The organism is Pedobacter sp. UYEF25 (assembly GCF_054061655.1).
This window is the reverse complement of the sequence record NZ_JBSSEL010000008.1, coordinates 76,877-97,069: the sequence shown is the minus strand read 5'-3', so window position 1 is coordinate 97,069 and position 20,193 is coordinate 76,877. Positions and strand designations below refer to the sequence as shown.

The window sequence follows — 20,193 nt, the reverse complement described above, 5'->3', positions numbered from 1 at the left end:
AAAAAAGCGAAAGAAAACTCAATTGTGGTTATAAATTCCTAAGTAATCTATTTATAGAAGCGATTACACATCATACGTAGTAGAAGCGGTTTCTCCTCCACGTCCAGTCCAATTGGTGTGGAAAAACTCACCACGAGGTTTATCAATTCTTTCGTAAGTATGGGCGCCAAAATAATCGCGTTGCGCTTGTAGCAAATTGGCTGGCAAACGTTCAGTTCTGTAGCCATCAAAATAAGTTAATCCTGCACTTAAACAAGGTACCGGAATGCCGTTTAGTACCGCAGCAGAAATCACTTTTCTCCATCCATTTTGTGTATCTGCCATTTTTTTAGCAAAGAAAGGATCCAGTAGCAAATTAGTCAACTCGGGGTTCTTATCAAAGGCTTCTTTAATGTTGCCTAAAAATCTAGATCGGATAATACAGCCGCCACGCCACATTACAGCAATACTGCCGAAGTTTAAATCCCAACCATATTCTTCTGCCGCCGCGCGCATCATTTGATAACCTTGTGCATAAGAAATTACTTTTGCAGCATATAAGGCATCTCTTAATTGGTTGATGAATTCCTTTTTATCGCCTTCGAAAACAGGCTTAGGACCAGTTAATATTTTAGAAGCTTCCACCCTTTCGTTTTTCAATGCAGACAAACACCTAGAAAATACCGATTCAGTAATTAAAGTTAATGGAATACCTAATTCTAAAGCCACTGTGCCAGTCCATTTCCCTGTACCTTTTTGGCCTGCAGTATCTAAAATTTTATCTACCATTGCAACGCCATCTTCGTCTTTAAATGCTAAAATATCGCGTGTAATTTCTATTAGATAACTGTCTAGCGCTCCTTCATTCCATTCTTTAAATACCTCGTGCATTTCTTGGGCACTCATGCCAAGTAAATCCTTCATAATTTGATACACTTCGTTAATAAGCTGCATATCACCATATTCTATTCCATTATGCACCATTTTAACAAAATGACCAGCGCCATTTTCGCCCACCCAATCGCAACAAGGAACATCGCCATCAACTTTTGCTGCAATCGCTTGAAAAATGGTTTTTACCTCGGGCCATGCTTTTGGAGAACCGCCTGGCATAATAGATGGGCCCAACAATGCACCTTCTTCACCGCCAGAAACACCAGTACCAATATAAAGCAGGCCTTTACTTTCTACATACTTTGTTCTTCGATCGGTATCTGGAAAATGAGAATTCCCACCATCGATGATGATGTCGCCTTTTTCTAAGTGAGGAATTAGCGTTTCAATAAAATCATCTACAGGTTTGCCGGCTTTAACCATTAGCATTACTTTACGTGGTGTTTTTAAAGACCCAATGAAATCTTCTATGTCCATTGCGCCATAAATATTTTTACCTTTTGCTCTACCTTCTATAAAATGGGTTACTTTATCTACAGTGCGGTTAAAAGCGGTAACTGTAAATCCTTTACTTTCCATGTTTAGGATCAAGTTTTCGCCCATGACCGCAATTCCTATCACTCCAATGTCTGATGCTTGTTTCATAATTTAATGAATTGTTTTTTTGATGACGTGAATTTATTTTGTGTATTTCTCAAATATATTGTTTTCGATTAAATCTGTCGTAATAAGCGCAAAACTATGTTTGATTCTCGGCATTTGCCTCTTAAAAAATTCGGGTCGGTCTTATTTCGTGAGAGTTTTTATTCAATTTCTGAGGCGAACACACATGATTTAGATAAAGATGCAAACCCACAAACAAAAAAGCAATCGAACCAGCATGCAGCTTATCATTCCAAAATGAAAAAGGCAAGAAGTTAATGCTGCCAAGCGTATTAAGGCAATTGAATTTTAGAAGAATTATTATTCGCAGTCTAACACTTGTCCGTAACTGCTTTTGGTTACCGGAGATAAAAAAGGAATTCCGAGATCCGCAGATCGTAAGATAAAAAGTATACCCATAATAAGCATAAACCAAGGGATAAGTTTATTGGTATTGAAGCGGATGTATTTTTTTAGAAAAATTCCACCCAGCGAAATCATCATCATGAGCGGAGCAGTGCCCACCCCAAAAAGAAACATAAACATTGCGCCCGAGGTCGTATTTCCTGTGTTTAAAGCGGTTGCCAATGCGAGGTAAACCATCCCACAGGGAAGCAATCCGTTTAACATGCCGGCAAACAAACCCCACATTTTTAGGCTCAATACGTTTCCCATCAATTTGCTTATCGGATTTAACGTTTTTAACTGAATTTTTGAGAATCTATTTTTATACCCTTTGTTAAACTGAAGCGCTGTAAATACAATTAGTATAATTCCAATACTTATGCTAAGTGTTTTTTGATTGCTGAAAACTTTTAAACTGCTTCCCAAAGCGCCAACTGCAAATCCTAGAATAGTGTAAATGAGTATTCTTCCAAACTGGTATAACAGCAATTGTATTCCCGCAGTGAAATAGTTTTGCTTTTGAAAAGGCATACCAAGCATAATTGGGCCGCACATTACGGCACAATGGAGGCTGCCAAACAAACCCATTAAAAAAGCCAATGGTAAAAGTTCCGTCACAGGATGATGTTATTTTTATATAAATAAGCGGTACTTAGCGAGTGCCATTGAAGATTTAACAGCCACATACCTTTAGTCAATTTAGTCTTGTCTACCACAATTAAATTTGAATCTCCTGTAGAGGTGCCGGATAGTTTAATGTCATTTGAGCTATTGGATGGCCACATTAAAACAAGTTGATAGGTTGCTTTATCCTTTAATTGGATTATAATTTGATTTTCTGTAACCGTAATTTTTGGTTTAGCATCATCTTTCAGCACGTTTCTTTCTGCATTAAATTCTTGGTTGTAATTTATACCCTTTTCATAATAATTCTCCTCAATTAGCGGATCTCTATTGTGCACATAAAACATGTATATAACTAAGCTCGATATAAAAAGCATAAATGCTACCATTCCCATTACAATCTTTGTTCCCCAGTTCATCCGCTTATTTTTTATGAAATTAATTGTGACAATTGTTTAAGTTATGCATTGAAGGAATTGTTAATCATCTGCTTGTGGTTGCGCAAAAAAGCTTGTTTTTGCGGTACTTAAGACTTTTCCATCAGCAATAACTTCGAAAACTGCAGCTGTTTTAAATTCTTTTATAGCTGTGTTTTTTCTAATGAGGAAAAATGTAAGTTCAACGGAACCTCCCTTTGGCAAAACAGTCGCTTTCTGGATAAATTCTACTTGATCTTGATCGTTTTGAGGTTTAAAAATAAAGTGTATGTTCTTATTTGTTTTGTTTGTAAGTTCTGCGCTATACAAGTTCGTCGTTTTATCATTACCCCTACTTTGGTACAGGGTGCCACTTGCCCTTAAGACAGTTGTTTGCACATCTTCTCGTCTATAAATAAGCGAAGAAAAAACCATCAGTACCACAAAGAGTACTGCTGCGTATCCATATGCTCTAACTCCAATTTTAAAAACTTTTCTGTCTTTGATGTACTCCTGATTGAAAAAACCAATTAGTTTTTTAGGTTTTCCTATCTTAACCATCACTTCATCACAAGCATCTATACAAGCAGTACAGTTTACACACTCTAACTGAGTGCCCTTTCTGATGTCAATTCCTGTTGGACACACCTGAACACAGAGTTTGCAATCTATACAGTCGCCCTTTAAGGTGTCGACTACATTTTTCTGTAGTTTTGCACGAGGCTCGCCACGTGCCACATCGTATGCGACCACAAGGCTCTGATTGTCTAATAAAACCCCTTGCAACCTACCGTAAGGACAAATTACAGTGCACACAACTTCTCTTACGTAGGCAAACACACCATAGAAAACAAAGGTAAATAGCCAAATGGAAATAAAGCCAGAAACGTGTTGTGCAATCGGTTCAGTCATTATTTTTACTAGCACATCAGCGCCGATCACATAGGCGAGAAATACATTAGAAATGGCGAAAGAGATGACTAGAAAAATAAAATGCTTGCTGAATTTTTTTAGTACTTTTTCCGCATTCCATTCTTGCGCATCTAATTTGCGTTGTTTGTTTGCGTCACCTTCAATCCAATATTCTATCCGACGAAAAACCATCTCCATAAAAATAGTTTGCGGACATGCCCATCCGCACCACAATCTTCCCAAAACCACCGTAAAACATACAATGAACATAATAAATATAAGCATGGCAAGCGCAAAAAGATAGAAATCTTGTGGGGTAAATATTAAGCCAAAAAAGACAAACTTTCTTTCAATAAAATTGATCAGCACCAATTGCTCTCCTTTAAATCTTAAAAATGGACAAGCAAACATGATCAACAACAACACATAGCTTACCCATTTCCGATAGGTATATAATTGACCGGATGGTTTTTTAGGATATATAAAGTTGTTGGCCATTGTTTTTTTTTATCGTTAAGGTGTCGCCACAGTTGCGCTATCAGAACTTGTTTTCATTTTACCATCTGTGGGGTTTTTCGCTTCGTATTTTTCTCCTTGAGGTGCTCTGGCTCCCGCGGGATTTGTTCCATTCAGTGATAAAATAAAATTTGCTACGGCGCTCATTTTTTTTGGATCGAGATTCTTTTCCCAGCTAATCATTCCTTTTTCTGGTACGCCATATTTGATGGTCTTAAAAACGTTATTTATTCCACCTCCATGTAACCAGAAATCATCCGTTAAATTGGGTCCTATTACACCTTGTCCCTTATCACCGTGGCAGACAGCACAATTCGTTGCAAAAATAGATTTACCCTCCGTCAAGATCGTTTGGGTATTGTCCAGTTTAACTGAGTTTTCATCAATGGCATTGGCAGACGTAGCCAAAAAAGCTGTATTGTCTATTTTGGCCTGAACCATTTCTTTTGCATATTCCTTGTCTTGGGTATCGCCATATCCGGTAACTTCATAATAAAGGAGATAGCTGATGGCGAACATAACGGTTGCCAGAAACAGTATGTTAAACCAAGCGGGCACGGGATTATCTAATTCTTTTATACCATCATAAGAGTGGTCTATTACCAGATCTTTTTCCTCTTCCATTGGCCTTAAACTCAATAACTTTGTCCAGATTGAGGGTTTTGCTTTTTCTTGTTTTAGCCAAATTTCATAATTTAAAAGCGGCACTTTTGCGGGTGCCAAGTACGGGGTTGGATTCAACTGTTCCTTGTACAAAACTTTAAATGCGTTTAGTAACGCTAGCGAAACAAATAGTAGAACGATGGTAAAAAGCAACAAAATGACAATAAGCAGGTCGGCGCTGCCTAAACCCAAGCCAGGTTCGGTAGAGATTACCTGGGCTGGGGCAACATCGGCTGCAAAAGTCGCTACCGATGTTGCTAAGAGTAAAATAGAAAGTCTAAGCTTCTTCATATCCTGCGGGTTGGTTTTCTTTTAAGGGTAACTGGCTCATCGCATCGATGTGCTTCTTGCTTAACTTTAGCAGATAAATGCCCACCACAACAAAAAAAACGATGAACATAAATAGTGAGATAATGAGGTAAACTTCGCCACCGGCCAAATCTTTGATCTGATTGAACATATATTTATTGATTTGAGGGAATTGGTTCTTTGTTTGCTTTTATATCCGTGCCCAAACGTTGTAAATAAGCTATAATAGCTACAATTTCTCGGTCACTTTTAACATTAATGTTATTTGTTTTGAGATTTAGCGCAATCTTTTCTGCCTGTGCCAATAAGTCGTCATTTGCCTGTTTATCGTACCCTTCTGGATATGGGACGCCTAATGTTTGCATCGCTCTAATTTTTGTGGCAGTTGTGCTTATGTCTAGTTTTTGAGTCGTTAACCATGGGTAGGGAGGCATAATACTTCCCGGAGACATCGACGTTGGATCGAGCAGGTGATTGTAATGCCATGCATCCGCATATTTTCCGCCTATTCGGTGCAAATCTGGACCTGTACGTTTACTTCCCCATAAAAATGGATGATCATAAACAAATTCCCCTGCTTTACTGTATTCCCCATACCTTTCGGTTTCAGAACGGAACGGACGTACGGTTTGTGTATGGCAGTTTACACAGCCTTCTCTAATGTATAAATCTCGTCCCTGAAGTTCTAAAGGTGAGTAAGGCTTAACGCTAGCAATGGTTGGCACGTTAGATTGTATTACGAAAGTTGGCATCATTTCTACCATTCCACCTATAAGAATAACGATGAGAGAAACCACCATAAATTTCATTGGTTTACGCTCTAATGTTCTATGCCAAGCTTTATCTCCAGGCGCAAGCTCAATTATTTTTGGCAAAGGCATTGCTTCAGCAGCTTCGTTTGCAACAAGTTTGCCGCTTAACATCGTTTTTGTCAAGTTGTATGTCATAACTATTACACCCGCTAAGTAAAGCGCGCCACCAATCGATCGTAATATGTGCATTGGAATAATTTGCAATGTTGTAGCCAAGAAGTTTGGATACTTCAACATGCCTTCGGGGGTAAATTCTTTCCACATGAGGCCTTGCGTAAAGCCAGCCCAATACATAGGTACGGCATAAAACAGAATACCTAACGTGCCGATCCAGAAATGAAAGGCCGCCAATTTTTTAGAATACAACTCTGTTTTGTAAATGCGCGGAATTAACCAATATAAAACTCCAAACGTCAAAAACCCATTCCAGCCGAGTGCGCCAACGTGTACATGGGCAATAATCCAATCTGTAAAGTGGGCGACGCCGTTAATTTGTTTTAAAGACAACAATGGTCCTTCGAAAGTGGCCATGCCATAAGCAGTAAGCGCAACCACCATAAACTTGAGGGTAACATCTTCACGAACTTTATCCCAGGCACCCCGCAAGGTCAACAATCCGTTGATCATTCCACCCCAACTTGGTGCGATCAGCATCACAGAAAATGCAACGCCTAGAGATTGCGCCCAACCCGGCAGAGAGCTATAAAGTAAATGGTGAGGTCCTGCCCAGATGTAAATAAAAATAAGTGACCAAAAGTGTAGAATACTTAATTTGTAGGAGTAAATTGGGCGATTTGCCATCTTGGGTAAAAAGTAATACATCAAACCCAAATATGGAGTGGTGAGAAAAAAAGCGACGGCATTGTGCCCATACCACCATTGCACCAAGGCATCCTGTACTCCAGCATAAACGTAGTAGCTTTTTAAGAAAGAAACGGGGAGTTCGAAGGAATTCACTAGATGCAATACCGCAATGGTAACAAATGTGGCAATGTAAAACCAAATGGCAACATACAAATGACGCTCACGCCTTTTTAAGATTGTACCAAACATATTTACGCCGAAAACCAGCCAAATAACCGTGATGGCAATGTCTATTGGCCACTCCAACTCCGCATACTCATGAGATGTTGTAAAGCCCATCGGAAGCGTGATTACCGCTGAGACAATTATTAATTGCCATCCCCAAAAGTGTATTTTGCTAAGCACATCGCTGTACATCCTTGCTTTTAGCAGGCGTTGTAGCGAATAATACACGCCCATGAAAATTGCGTTTCCGACAAAGGCAAAAATTACTGCATTGGTATGCAACGGCCTAATTCGTCCGAATGTGGTGTATTGGCTACCAAGGTTAAGCGCAGGATTATAAAGTTGGGTGGCGATAAGTAAACCGACCGTCATTCCGATAATCCCCCATACCAGTGTGGCGATACTAAAGTCTCGAACGATTTTATTATCGTAGGTAAATTTCTCTAACTGCATCATAGAAAAGAAGTTTGTTTTAATACCTCAAAAGTATCTCAAACGACGTGTCAAATAGATGACAATGCTTAATCAGAAAGGTGATCTTGCTCATTATTTTCTTCAACCGTGTCATCGTCAAATAACACTCGCATACCTGGAGTATGCACATCCTCATTTTGCCCGGTTTTATATGCCCAGAAAAATGCGGCAAGAAAAATTAGTGCCATAAATAGGCTGCAACCAATTAAAAAGTAAAGGATGTTCATATCAAGTTATTTTTTCGGGCGAACCATCTAGTGGCTATTGTAGTGAAAAATATGATTGTAATTGTGCTAATAGGCATTAGAACAGCTGCAACTAACGGATACAGGGTTCCTTGCGCAGCAAAATAAACCCCGATACAATTGTAGGTTATTGCAATGGCAAAACTGATTTTAACTACCTTTAATCCATCTTTACTGAGCTGAATAAAATTTGGCAAAAGACTTATGGAGTCGCCTTTTAAAATGGCATCGCAGCCCGGCGAAAAATTATTTACATTGTCAGTTAAAGCGATACCAAAATCGCTTTGCTTTAGCGCACCAGCATCGTTTAAACCATCACCAATCATTAAAATCTTATTTCCCTGTTGTTGAAGTTTTGACACGGCATTTAATTTTTGACGCGGATTTTGCTTAAATCTAAATCTTGTTGACGTCGTAAAAATGCGTCTAAGTATTTGACGATCTTTGTCTGTATCGCCAGACAAGACCTGTAGTTTAAATGCTGAAAGTTTTTGAATAAGCTGAGGCAAACCATCACGCCACTGTTGTTGGATTTCGAAGAAACCTTTATAAACTTCGCCAATCGCGATGTGAACGCCACTTACACTCACTGCTTCAATTGGTATCGGAAGCATAAAAGAATGGCCTGCATAAATTTGGCGACCTGCGACCTGAGCACTTAAACCCTTTCCTACTACTTCTTTATAATTGTAAATTGGAAGGAATTTTTCTACGTTTAATGCCTTTAAAATATGCCTACTAAGCGGATGCGAGGAATTCCTCAACAAAGAAGCGATCATAACGTTTTCCTCTTTTGTTAAGGATCCATTAAATCTTATTCTTGCATTTTCAGTAGTGGTAAGCGTTCCTGTTTTATCAAAAATGATCAGATCGCATTTAGCCAACATTTCTACCGCATCTGTATTTTTTACGTAGAATCCTTTCTTGTCAAAAATTGATAACACAGCAGATAAAGTAAATGGCGTACTTAAGGCGAGTACGCATGGGCAAGCAACGATAATTACCGCCGTAAAAGCGGCCCAAGCTCTATGGATATCGTGTTGGAAAAACCAGTATGCGGCCGCAGAAAATGCGATTAAAAAAACCGCAATACTGAAATATTTTGCCACACTATCGTTGAAGTTTTGCCTATTTTTACCGTTTTTATAATGTTCATTGTTCCATAATCCTGTTAAATAACTTTGATAAACGGGCTTTATTACCTCCAACTCTATCGCCTCTCCGGTTTGCCTACCGCCCGCATAGATAATTTCTCCTAAAATTTTATGAATTGGCTCAGCCTCTCCGGTTACAAAACTTACGTCCATCCAGGCATCTCCTTTCATTAAAATAGAATCGGCGGGAACTAGTTCTCCGTTCCGAATCCATAATCTATCGCCGATTGAAATCTCATTTATAGGCAAAGGTTTTTCTTTACCATCCTTTAAGGTGGTCACTGCAATGGGAAAGTATGATCGGTAGTCACGATCAAATGAAATATGATGGTATGTACGCTGCTTTAGCCATTTCCCAAGCAGCAATAAAAAAACAAGACCAGTTAAAGTATCGGCAAAACCGGGCCCAAAATCAAATATAATCTCGAAAGCTGTTCTTAAAAAAAGTACCGCAATAATAAACGCTAATGGTGTATCTAAATTAATGCGTTTGTGTTTTAGACTGTTTATCGCCGATACAAAATAGTCGCTGCCACAATAAAATGCAACAGGAATGGCAAAAGCTAAATTTAACCATCCAAATAGCGACTGAAATTGTTTCTCGAAGGAAGAAAGCCCAAAATATTCTGGAAAGCTAAACAGCATGACGTTCCCTACGCAAAACCCCGCAATGGCAATTTTTAGTACGAGTCGCTTATCTACCAGATTGTTTTCTGCCTTAACAACATCTTGTAAATTGATAGATGGTTCATATCCAATCTGATTTAAGACCGACACCAATTGCCTTAAAGAAATTTCTTTGTGATTGATGCTAATCGTCACTTGTTTTTTTAAAAAATCGATGCGAGAATTAAAGATGGCTGGATTAATTTTATATAGATGCTCTAACAGCCATATGCAGGAACTGCAGTGAATGGCCGGAATGTAAAAGGTAATGATGCTTGCGTCTTCATCTTGATAGTCTAGCAGCTGACTAATAATTTTTGGTTCGTCAAGATACTCCAGACGCTGCTCGCCGCCCAGTTGGCTACCAGGATTGCTGTTATATGAATAATAGCTACATAAGTTGTTCTCTGATAATATTTTAAAAACGCCCAAACAACCTGCACAGCAAAAATCCTTATCCTCAAAATGATATTGAATTTTGGGTAATTCTTCGCCACAGTGATAACAACAAGGTTTAACGATGGTATTTTTTTGGTGTTCCATTCTGCTTAATTGGGTAGATCTTAACTTCAAAAGTGGATCTTCGCAAAAATAAACTATCGCGTTTTGCTTCGGCATGAATGAGGTTGGAAAAAAAAATGATAGTTATTACTTTTTCCATGTATGTAGCTGCTATTGGTCGATTTAAATTTCCGTTACAGCGGAGGTCATGCTATCTAATAATCCGCAATATTAGTAGAATTTATATTAAACTGCCTTAAATATTAGATAATCCAGAATACTCGAACGGCTCATACACACATTCATTTTTAATTGTTTGAAAGACCAATTAGATTTAAAAAAATCTTTTCAAGTTGATAACTCCTTTTATTATATTTGATTTTTATGAAAATTCATTCCAAATTATTGTTGCGCGGTGGTGGCGAGATGGGTGAGCTTACTCGTTCTTTCGATTGGTCTAAAACCACATTGGGCCCCATGCAACTTTGGCCGCAAAGTTTACTCACCATTTTAAGCTTGCTTCTTAACTCAAAATCCCCGATGTTTTTATGGTGGGGACCAGAGCTAATCCAGTTTTATAATGATGCTTATCGGCCGAGCTTAGGAAACGGCGGAAAACATCCAACAGCTTTAGGACAGCGAGGTGTGGAATGTTGGCCTGAATTATGGCCTGTAATCGAACCTTTAATTGATCAGGTTTTGTCGGGTGGGGAATCTATTTGGAGTGAGGATCAACTGATGCCAATATACCGCAATAACCGGCTGGAGGACGTTTACTGGACGTTTAGTTATACAAAAGTAGATGACGAAACAGGCAACGCTGCAGGCGTATTGGTAATCTGTAATGAAACAACAACTAAAATACAAAGCTTAAAATCAATCAAAGAAGCGAACGAAAAATTAAGTTTAGCTCAAATAGAAGCGGAACATCAGCGTGATAGACTAAACGAGTTTTTTATGCAAACCCCCGCAGGAGTGTGCATACTTGGCGGAATTGATTTGGTTTTTGAATTAGTCAACCCGCGTTACCAAGAATTATTTCCTGGTCGCAAATTACTGGGAAAAGCTTTACTTGAAGCAATACCTGAAATTAAGGGGCAAGAGATTTGGAAAATCCTGCAAGATGTATATACTACTGGGAATACCTACGAAGGCAACGAATTACTAATTCCGTTGGCGCGGGAAGAAAGTGGCCCTGTTGAAGAAAGATATTTCAATTTTATATACCAAGCAAAAAGAGATGCAAAAAATAAGCCGGATGGTGTACTTGTGTTTGTTTTCGAAGTCACAGATATGGTATTGTCCAGGTTGGATTTGGTAAAAGCCCAAGACAACTTAAAGTTGGCCGTAACAGCCGCTCAATTAGGAACATTTGATTTGGATATTGAAAATGGAGTGATGCATTGGGACAAACGTTGCCGGATGCTGTTTGGAATTAGCCATAATAACGCAGTTACTTATGAGACAGATTTTCTAAACGGTCTTCACGCCAATGACCGAGAACGCGTAGACAAAGTGATCAACAATGTGTTTATCAAATCTATAAGTAACGGGCATTATGATGTTGAATATAGAACTGTGGGTGTAGAAGATCATCAATTGAGGTGGGTTAGGGCAATGGGAAAAGCATATTTTGATGACCAAGATAAGCCGCTTCGTTTTGTAGGTTCTGTGATGGATATAACGGAACGCAAACAAGATGAAATTAGAAAAAACGATTTCATCGGAATGGTTAGCCACGAATTGAAGACTCCATTAACTTCTCTCACAGCCCTTTTACAGGTTCTTAATTCAAAGTTAAAGAACAGTGACGATAACTTTATTTCCGGCGCTATTTCGAAATCCAACATCCAGGTAAATAAAATGCGAAACTTGATTAAGGGTTTTCTCGACATTTCACGCTTAGAAGCAGGTAAAATCCATATCGATAAACAGTATTTTAATTTAGATCATTTGATAAAAGAAATTATCGAAGAAATTAAGCTTACCGTAAACAGTCACACCATCCATTTTGCGTCTTGCGAGCCAGTAGAGATTTACGCCGACCGTGAAAAAATAGGATCTGTTGTATCTAATTTGCTGAGCAATGCTGTAAAGTATTCACCGAAAGGAAAGAATATAGAGATTCGGTGTGCAACCGAAGAAACTTATGTGAAAGTAAGCGTAACGGATGAAGGAATGGGCGTAAAACAACACGACATCGAAAGGTTATTTGACCGCTACTATCGCGTAAAAACCAACCATACCCATAACATTGCGGGATTTGGAATAGGTCTTTATTTGTGCTCAGAAATTATTGAAAGTCACGAAGGCCGTATTTATGTTGAAAGCGAACCGGGTGAAGGTTCCACATTTATATTTACTTTACCGATAGCCTAAGCTTTAGAAACTAATGTTCAACTAAAATTATTTGGTCGTTTTTAAACGCTGTACGCAATATCTTTTTGGGCAGAAAATGCCAAAAAGTATTCCTCTTCAATCTTTTAGGCTAGCCATTTTCCCCTAAACCGTATTTTTGAAAAATAGACGACTTTTATTAATAGTGTTAAGGCAATTAAAAACAATAAAAAACGTCGCATATAAAGTAAAATCAGGAATGATGAGAATCGATTTAAACTAAGTTTATTGTGAATCACTCAAAAACGACAACTAAAATCAGCTAATAGTTAACACTTAGCAAAGTCAAGATATTTCCGCCTGGAAGCCGATCGAATTATTTGCCAAAATTTTATAAAAATTTTATTAAAAGTTTTTCTCAGGCCAATTATCGGTCCTAAAAGGTACGACAGGAAATCCTTCTTTATTTTGCAGATTGGTAACGGGATAATTAAAAAACGCATACCTAACCGCAACGGGACGTTTTACTTTTGCGCAACTGACAGTGATTTCGTCTCCATTTATTTCTGCCTGCGCAGGATAAAATACCCGGTCGACTCCGGCCATTGCGAAGAATTTTGGTACTTGTCCATCATTGGTGCTGAGCCCCGAACCCAAACTCTCTTTCTGGAAATGTATGACGGCTTTCCTTTTGTTAAATTCTGCATTAGTGTAATGTGGGCCTTGGTAGACGACGTCTAAGTTTCCATAAGTTCTATTTAATGCAGTTTTCGCCAAGCGCAATCCGACTGGTCTCTTGTTTTTTGGATGCAGATTTTTCGAGTCGGACACATCTATCGTAAGAACCATTTCCGTATTGTTTAACTTCAAAATCTTTTCTTGCGCTTCTCTAAAAAAAGCATCTTCGGCCAACGATGGATCTTCTTTATCGTGAAAAAACGGTGCAATCTGAACATAGTAAAACGGCAATTGTCCTTGTCCGAAATCTTTTCGCCAGGCTTTAATCATTTCCTCCGTTGCTCTGGTGTAACTCCTCCGCTCTAAATGATTAGATTCTCCCTGATACCAGCAAAACCCCTTGATCGACAGGCTTCTGAACGGATAAATCATGGCATTATATAATAAAAAAGGACGCACCACTTTTTCAAAAGAAAAACCTTCATTGATTTCTTCTTTCGACTTCGGACTTGCAAGATAAGGCTGAAGATAAACGCGGTTTAAAAGTGTATCGTTCGCCAAAACTTCTTGCGGCACATAGGCCTGCACGCCAGACGCACCAATTCCACTAAAAATCAGCCCGATTGGAATATCTAGCGTTTTTTGAAGTTGCTCACCAAAAACATAAGCAACGGCACTAAAATCTTTAACAACTTCAGGCGTACATATTTTCCAACTTCCACCGATTTTATCGATTTGTGCTGCACTGAAATTGAGCTGCGTGCTTAATAGTCGAATGCTGGGTTTGTTGGCATTGGCCATTATGGAATCGGCATCCACCATTTCCTTTACAGAAAACTGCATATTTGACTGCCCGCTACAAAACCAAAGATCGCCGATCAACAGATTGTTCAGAACTACATTGCTGTCAGCCGAACTTACAGTAATCTCGTGGGTGGAATAATCTCCACGTTTAATATCCGGAATATTTATGATGCCCATAAAATTACCGGAATCATCGGCCATAACCTTCACCGGATTAGTTATCCAGTCGGTGCCGATGCTTACCAACGTCTGGGGAGCGGCAGTGCCCCACACCTTAAATGGTTTATTTCTTTGCAACACCATATTGCTCTGTAACACATCCGAGAGTTTTAAATGATTGCTAATTTGTGCGAATACATTCTGACAGGTCAAAAAAATCATCATTAGGACGAGCTGTTCGATTTTAGTTTTCATCTTTTTATTTTGAATTGTCTTTTAATAGGAAGTTAAAGAAAAAGGTTTGTCTTCGTTTTTAATGCCTCTTTTCTTATTGGGCTGGTTGCCCATTTTAAAATTCAGCACCCCACCGTCGCTGATGTTTTTATAGGTGATAAAATTATGTTCGAAATTTTTTCCGTTCAGCTTTGCAGATTGGATGTATACATTCGAGGCACTGTTACCATCTGCCAGGATGACGAACTTCTTTCCATTTTCTAACGTGATCGTAGCTTTTTTAAACACCGGGCTTCCAATAACATATTGATCTGTGCCGGGGCAAACGCTATAAATTCCCAAAGCGCTCAACACATACCAGGAGGACATCTGGCCCTGATCTTCATCGCCGGGATAGCCTTTCTCGGTTGCGTTATAAAGTTGTGAGGTAACCATGCGCAATTGACGCTGAGATTTCCATGGCTGCCCGCTATAGTTATAAAGATAGGGTACATGTTGCGTGGGCTGGTTTCCATGGGCGTACTGACCCATTTTCGCAAGTACCATTTCTCTCATTTCGTGAATCTCGTGCCCGTAAGACCCGTATTTGACGTCTGGTTTTATCGTGAAAAAAGAATCGAGTTTTGCATTGAATTTATCATCGCCACCGATCAAATCTATGAGGCCTTTTGGATCTTGAAAGACAGACCATGTGTATTGCCAGGAGTTGCCTTCGGTAAAAGCACCGCCCCATTCAACCGGATCAAAGTTAGGTACCCAGGCGCCGTTAGAAAGCCTGCCACGCATAAAACCAACCGTTGGATCAAAAACATTTTTATAGTTCATCATCTGCCTCGCAAAAATATTTTCGTAATATTTGTTACCGATGGACCTTGCCAGATTGTAAGCACAAAAATCATCATATGCGTATTCAAGCGTCTTTGCCGTGCTTTCGTGCACTTCTCCCAGTGGTACAAATCCTTTTGTAAAATAATCTTTCCAGCCTTCCCTCCCATTTGATCCGCCCCACGGACCTTTATTGGTCGCTTCGTGGTAGTAAGTTTTTAAGGCACTATCGGGATTAAATGTTTTTATACCTTTGAGCCATGCATCCGACAGCAAGGAAATCGCATGGTTGCCCAGCATTACGCCAGACATGCCGGGATTAGACCACGTGGGAAAAAATCCATATTGTTGTTGAGCATCCAAGAGGGATTGCATGTACCTTCCCTGCATTTCACGATGAAGGATGTTGCTCAGAGGAAATTGCGCCCTAAAAGTATCCCAGAACCCATTGTCGGTATACATATATCCATCATGCACTTTTCCATCATACGGACTATAATAGTAAGGCTTGCCCGCTTTGTTGAGGTCGTAGAATTTTCTGGAGAACAGATTGGCTCGGAAAAGGCAGGAATAAAAGGTTGCTTTATCAGCTTCAGATTCTCCCTCTACCAACACACGGTTAAGCAAATCGTTCCAAATTTTAAATGCCTCATCTTTGGTGGTTTTAAAATTTCTATTTTTTGCCAGTTCCCGGTCAAAGGTTACCTGTGCCTGTTCGGGGCTTATGTATGACGAGGCAACCTTCACTTCAACCTGCGCCCCGGCCGCAAATTCTAGGTAAGCCCCAACTCCTTTTCCAGAATCTGATCGATTTCCATCTTTTATCTTCCCCTTTACATTCTCCCAAGTGCCGAAACTTTTAAAAGGCCTGTTAAATGTCAGAACAAAATAGCTCCGAAAACCGTTCGGCACAAACATTCCGTTGTTTACCCAACCAATAATTTTTTGTTCTTTCGGCAAAATTTTTACTTCACAGTCTTTTAAAAATCCGTCCAACACCAAAAAGGCTTTTACTGATTTTGGAAAACTGAACCTCATGTGCGCGCCGCGTTCTACGGGAGAAACCTCTGCCGTAATTCCGTCATCAAACTTAACTTTATAATAGTTTGGTTTGGCAATTTCGTTGGCATGGGTAAAAGACAATGCCCGCTCATCCTCATCAACAGTAAGTTTTTCAACATTCGGCATAAGCGAAAAAACGGCGTAATCACCCATCCAAGGGCTGCATTGATGAACCTGTTGAAAGCCCCTAATCGTTTTGGCTTTATATTGATATTTCCAGCCGTCGCCGTTTTTTCCAGTTTGAGGAGAATAGAAATGCTCGGCAAAAGGCAGGCCAACAGTTGGGTAAGTACTGCCATAGGACAACGAATACTCAGAATCCGTTCCCTGCAGGGTGTTTACATACTGCACCAGGTTTGGCTGTTGCGCATTTGCGGTGAATGCCAGAAAAACTTTAGCCAATAGAATGAATAAAAGTTGTCTCATAAATGTGCTTGGTTTGGTTATGGTTTGAAGTAAAAATCTGTTAATGCGTTTAAGTTAAGGGTCGGATCAAGCAATGTCCGAAGATTTTATTCGTTTTGTCAAGTTTCAGTTTTTAGGCTGCTTCCGAAGATTGGTTTAACCATTCTGCTAAAATTTTGCCGCGATTGCGTTTTTTTCCTTTTGGCCATATTGCTTTGGCAAAACATCAACGCTCCCGTTTAACAAATCAGATCCTGCCGCCATGGTAATTTCCTTTTCTTCACCTTACATCAATGTTACGGAATTGTCGTTCATTATAATTGGCAATATTCGCCTTTTGGTTACCCTGTTTACCAAACGCAAACGATTGGCAAAAGCAACTGTTTTCGAGTTGTTTTTCAGCAACAGGTCGATCGTGCTTGTGCCGTTTTCTTCGCCCGGATTACTTTTCTGAAGCACTGCAGAAACATTGGATTTTCGAAGAGAAACAAGGCCAAAATAGACGGTAAAGGAAATATTTGCCCTTCCTAGTTTTAATGGCATAATCTGCATCACTTTCTTATCCCGCGGCTACATAATCCTTAAACCCACACCATAAACTATCCCTTTAACACAGTCCGGATTTTTAAAACCTGCGGTTGATATTTCATTGACCATATTGCTAAGGTTGGCTTTCGGGGAATTTGCCATTCTATCTAAGGATTTGTCTTCCCTAATCAATTCTGACTTGTTTGTGAATAACTGGAGAACGACGACAGCGCAACACAAAATGAGGGCGTTCGAAAATTTATTTTATACATTATTTGAGTTTTAAAGTGATCTTTTCTTGTTCCGTTCAAATGAAATTGATTGTTCATTTTACGTTTTTCAATCTAATGGTTTTAAAACCCGAAGGCGGAATACTGAGGGTAAGATAAGCGCCACCTTCTGATTTATTCACCACTAATTCTTCTACTAAAGTTCCATCTAATTTTTCCAGATAAGCCACAGGAGGCAGAAAACTAATGTCTAGTTTCGATCGTTGAGCCGTTCCCTCGGCATTAAAAATCCTTAATACAATATCGTCTCCATCGAAAATGCATGATGATAAAACCCAACCTTTGGCAGCCGTTTTGAAAAATGATTGTTGATCCATTTTCAAACTCTCATTTACAACGACAGACTGCAGTGGCTCTTTAATCCGTTCGCTCTCTTTCCATAAATCCGCTTCTTTCCAGCTACCGAGGTGCGGAATTAGGGAATAGTTTATTTCCGTAACGCCTTCAGCACGATAATCTTTGCCCCAAAGACCTCTTCCCACGTACTGAATGTTCAGCCCAAGCGGAAAATCTGATCCGTGTGCATAGCTCGTAGTATGATCTGTGTATAAAGCACAGCCGTATTCACTATTTTCATCAACGACATCTACCCAATTTAAAATGACATTGTTCTTTATACTGTCCCAAGAACTATAAAATGTATTCGTTAACTTACTCTCTGTCACATCAAACGGAGCATCTTTAAATACTTTCTGTCCTTTTAAGTTAAGTGGAAACAGTGCAAGCAATTTATACTTGTCGTTGTAAAATGCCTTTTTACTCGTCGTTGCTTTATAATTTGTCTCTTCAAATGCTCCAATACCTTCATTTTGCTGCCAATCGATTTTTACATTTAAATCGATGCGTTTTTCACCTTGATACAACGTAATTGTTTGCGTATAGGGTTCACCGGCAATTTTTCCATCAATAGACAAGCTAATCTCTGCAGGACCATTTTTTAAAATTTCGACTGCTGCGATACTGCTCCCAGTTGAATGAAAGCCACCTTTATTAAAAAAATTTCCTCGAAGCTCGTTGAATGCAAAAGATGAGTTGGCATTTACAAAATCTTTATTGTTTGCCTTTTTAGCAATCAGCTGTTTAATAGTTCCCCCACGTTTTGGATCTATTAATATCTGATAGAAATCTGTTTCTAACTTATAATTCCCATTTGCCAATTTTTCAATATTTGCGCCTGAAATGGGAGAAGATTTTTTATTTTTTAATCGAAAAGAGGCGTATCCAGCTGATGGGACAAACCCTTTAAAAAGCAATGAAGGTTTGCTGGCGGTTAAATAGACTTGCATAGGAAGTTCTTTTCCGTCATTAGCTAATACTACGGTTTTGGATGCATTCCAACCGTGTGGCAAATTTGTTCTAATCCATTCCGTTCGATCGTAGAGTGTAGTGTTATAAACTTTGAGTGCGGGTGTTTTAGCATTTAGATCGTTCGCTTCGAGCGCAATACTATCGGTTTTAGAATCTGTGAAAGCTGTCCAAACATTCACCTTGTCTGCCCAAGTATCTCCGCTTCTACCGTTGTACGGCACTATCCAACAATCGTGGTGTTGAGATAAAAGTAGGGACTGCCAGGCCTTTTCAAAAACGGCGGTAGGATAACTTGTTTTATCTACAATTGATTTAAATGCGGCAATTTTTTCGGCTTGAATAATTTTATCTTCAGATATTCTAACTTTTTGTGCTATTCGCTGAAGCACTTGGGCTCCCCAAACCAGTCCAACGTTAACATCTTCTTGGCTAAACTTCCAATCCGTCGCTTTGGAATGATCGGGAACGATATTTTCGAAATAGTTTTTCCAAGTGGTATATTGGCTTGGCTTATAATAATTGCCCTTAAGCCAAGGTCCAAATTTCCACCCGGCATCTTGGAGGCACATTCCAACAGGTGCCACTACGTTATTCTTAAACGCGGCCTCCACGTAGGTCATCGAATTGGCGTTGCCAATGGTTTCCCAAGTGGAGTTTGGTTTTAAAGTTTCAAACTCATATCTGGGTACGGCTAAAATTTTTGATCCATCAGAACCAATCCAATTGACTAGGCCGGTTCCAAAAGCGCTCGTGTAACCACCCCAACAAGTGTTCGGATTTTTCAGTGAAGCGTATTTAAACCCAAAAGAAGTTAAAATTTGCGGTAAGGCACTAGTAAAACAGGGTTCTTCAGCCGAATAAGTTGAAAATTCCAAACTTGGAAAATGGTTATGTAGTTTTTTTATGCCGTAGGCAAATTGACTTATAACACTCTCGCCAGAGATGTTGAAGAGATAACTTTGACCATAGGCCGGATTTACATATTCTACTCTTCCATTGCTAGATTGGTCTTTAAGATATGCTTTAAATGCTGTGTAGGCTTTCTCATCTGTCTTTTTGACACTGTCCCAAGTTTCTGGCTCAATCTCTAAATTTATTTTCCAATCGCGGTTGTCATTCAATTGATCAACGAGGTAAGAAGTGTATCCGTTGGGATAATGACCCCAAATACCTCCATGAAAACCGTCTACAAAATAAGCAGTTTGAGCCATTGCATTGCCCATAACCAAGAATGAAAAAAAAACAAACAGAAATAGCGTGAATTTATTTGATCGTCTACAGGAAAAGGAGGTATAATCGGGCTTTTCAATTATGCTCATATC

General features: G+C 39.3%; 14 protein-coding genes. 1 reads left to right on the top strand and 13 read right to left on the bottom strand.

Going from position 1 to position 20,193, the window contains the following annotated elements:
• Nucleotides 1-63 precede the first annotated feature (63 nt).
• The 9 genes from gnd to ACVWYG_RS09460 all read right to left on the bottom strand — a co-directional run bounded on the left by gnd (nt 64) and on the right by ACVWYG_RS09460 (nt 10,283).
• Nucleotides 64-1,518 (bottom strand): decarboxylating NADP(+)-dependent phosphogluconate dehydrogenase, encoded by a 1,455-nt coding sequence (gnd, locus tag ACVWYG_RS09500; RefSeq protein WP_457269959.1) that lies wholly within the window; start codon nt 1,516-1,518, stop codon nt 64-66.
• Between the two features lie 318 nt (nt 1,519-1,836).
• Entirely contained in the window at nt 1,837-2,538 is a 702-nt protein-coding gene (locus ACVWYG_RS09495; RefSeq protein WP_457269958.1) for a sulfite exporter TauE/SafE family protein, read from the bottom strand.
• On the bottom strand, nt 2,535-2,963 hold the full coding sequence (locus ACVWYG_RS09490) for a FixH family protein (RefSeq protein ID WP_457269957.1): 429 nt from the start codon (nt 2,961-2,963) through the stop codon (nt 2,535-2,537). Before ACVWYG_RS09490 ends, ACVWYG_RS09495 begins: the two co-directional genes overlap by 4 nt.
• A gap of 60 nt (nt 2,964-3,023) precedes the next feature.
• Nucleotides 3,024-4,370 carry a cytochrome c oxidase accessory protein CcoG gene (gene ccoG / locus ACVWYG_RS09485; RefSeq protein ID WP_457269956.1) on the bottom strand — a complete coding sequence of 449 codons (1,347 nt, stop codon included), beginning with the start codon at nt 4,368-4,370 and terminating at the stop codon, nt 3,024-3,026.
• Between the two features lie 15 nt (nt 4,371-4,385).
• Nucleotides 4,386-5,342 (bottom strand): cbb3-type cytochrome c oxidase N-terminal domain-containing protein, encoded by a 957-nt coding sequence (locus ACVWYG_RS09480; protein ID WP_457269955.1) that lies wholly within the window; start codon nt 5,340-5,342, stop codon nt 4,386-4,388.
• Nucleotides 5,329-5,511: a hypothetical protein gene (locus ACVWYG_RS09475; protein ID WP_457269954.1), complete on the bottom strand. Its 183-nt coding sequence runs from the start codon at nt 5,509-5,511 to the stop codon at nt 5,329-5,331. Before ACVWYG_RS09475 ends, ACVWYG_RS09480 begins: the two co-directional genes overlap by 14 nt.
• A 4-nt stretch (nt 5,512-5,515) precedes the next feature.
• Nucleotides 5,516-7,654 (bottom strand): cytochrome-c oxidase, cbb3-type subunit I, encoded by a 2,139-nt coding sequence (gene ccoN, locus ACVWYG_RS09470; protein WP_457270055.1) that lies wholly within the window; start codon nt 7,652-7,654, stop codon nt 5,516-5,518.
• A 68-nt stretch (nt 7,655-7,722) separates the two neighbouring features.
• The gene (ccoS, locus tag ACVWYG_RS09465) at nt 7,723-7,902 is read right to left on the bottom strand and encodes a cbb3-type cytochrome oxidase assembly protein CcoS (RefSeq protein ID WP_457269953.1); all 180 of its coding nucleotides are present in this window, start codon (nt 7,900-7,902) and stop codon (nt 7,723-7,725) included.
• On the bottom strand, nt 7,899-10,283 hold the full coding sequence (locus ACVWYG_RS09460; protein WP_457269952.1) for a heavy metal translocating P-type ATPase: 2,385 nt from the start codon (nt 10,281-10,283) through the stop codon (nt 7,899-7,901). Before ACVWYG_RS09460 ends, ccoS begins: the two co-directional genes overlap by 4 nt.
• A gap of 342 nt (nt 10,284-10,625) precedes the next feature.
• On the opposite strand from ACVWYG_RS09460, the gene ACVWYG_RS09455 reads away from it, so the two are divergent.
• The gene (locus ACVWYG_RS09455; RefSeq protein ID WP_457269951.1) at nt 10,626-12,620 is read left to right on the top strand and encodes an ATP-binding protein; all 1,995 of its coding nucleotides are present in this window, start codon (nt 10,626-10,628) and stop codon (nt 12,618-12,620) included.
• Between the two features lie 363 nt (nt 12,621-12,983).
• On the opposite strand, the gene ACVWYG_RS09450 is transcribed toward ACVWYG_RS09455, so the two are convergent.
• From ACVWYG_RS09450 to ACVWYG_RS09435, 4 genes are all read right to left on the bottom strand, one after another.
• Complete coding sequence (locus ACVWYG_RS09450; protein WP_457269950.1) at nt 12,984-14,474, bottom strand: sialate O-acetylesterase; 1,491 nt, start codon at nt 14,472-14,474, stop codon at nt 12,984-12,986.
• Nucleotides 14,475-14,495: 21 nt separating this feature from the next.
• Entirely contained in the window at nt 14,496-16,766 is a 2,271-nt protein-coding gene (locus ACVWYG_RS09445; protein ID WP_457269949.1) for a GH92 family glycosyl hydrolase, read from the bottom strand.
• 264 nt (nt 16,767-17,030) lie between these two features.
• Entirely contained in the window at nt 17,031-17,288 is a 258-nt protein-coding gene (locus ACVWYG_RS09440) for a hypothetical protein (protein WP_457269948.1), read from the bottom strand.
• Between the two features lie 310 nt (nt 17,289-17,598).
• Nucleotides 17,599-20,190 carry a glycoside hydrolase family 38 C-terminal domain-containing protein gene (locus ACVWYG_RS09435; RefSeq protein WP_457269947.1) on the bottom strand — a complete coding sequence of 864 codons (2,592 nt, stop codon included), beginning with the start codon at nt 20,188-20,190 and terminating at the stop codon, nt 17,599-17,601.
• Between the last annotated feature and the right edge of the window lie 3 nt (nt 20,191-20,193).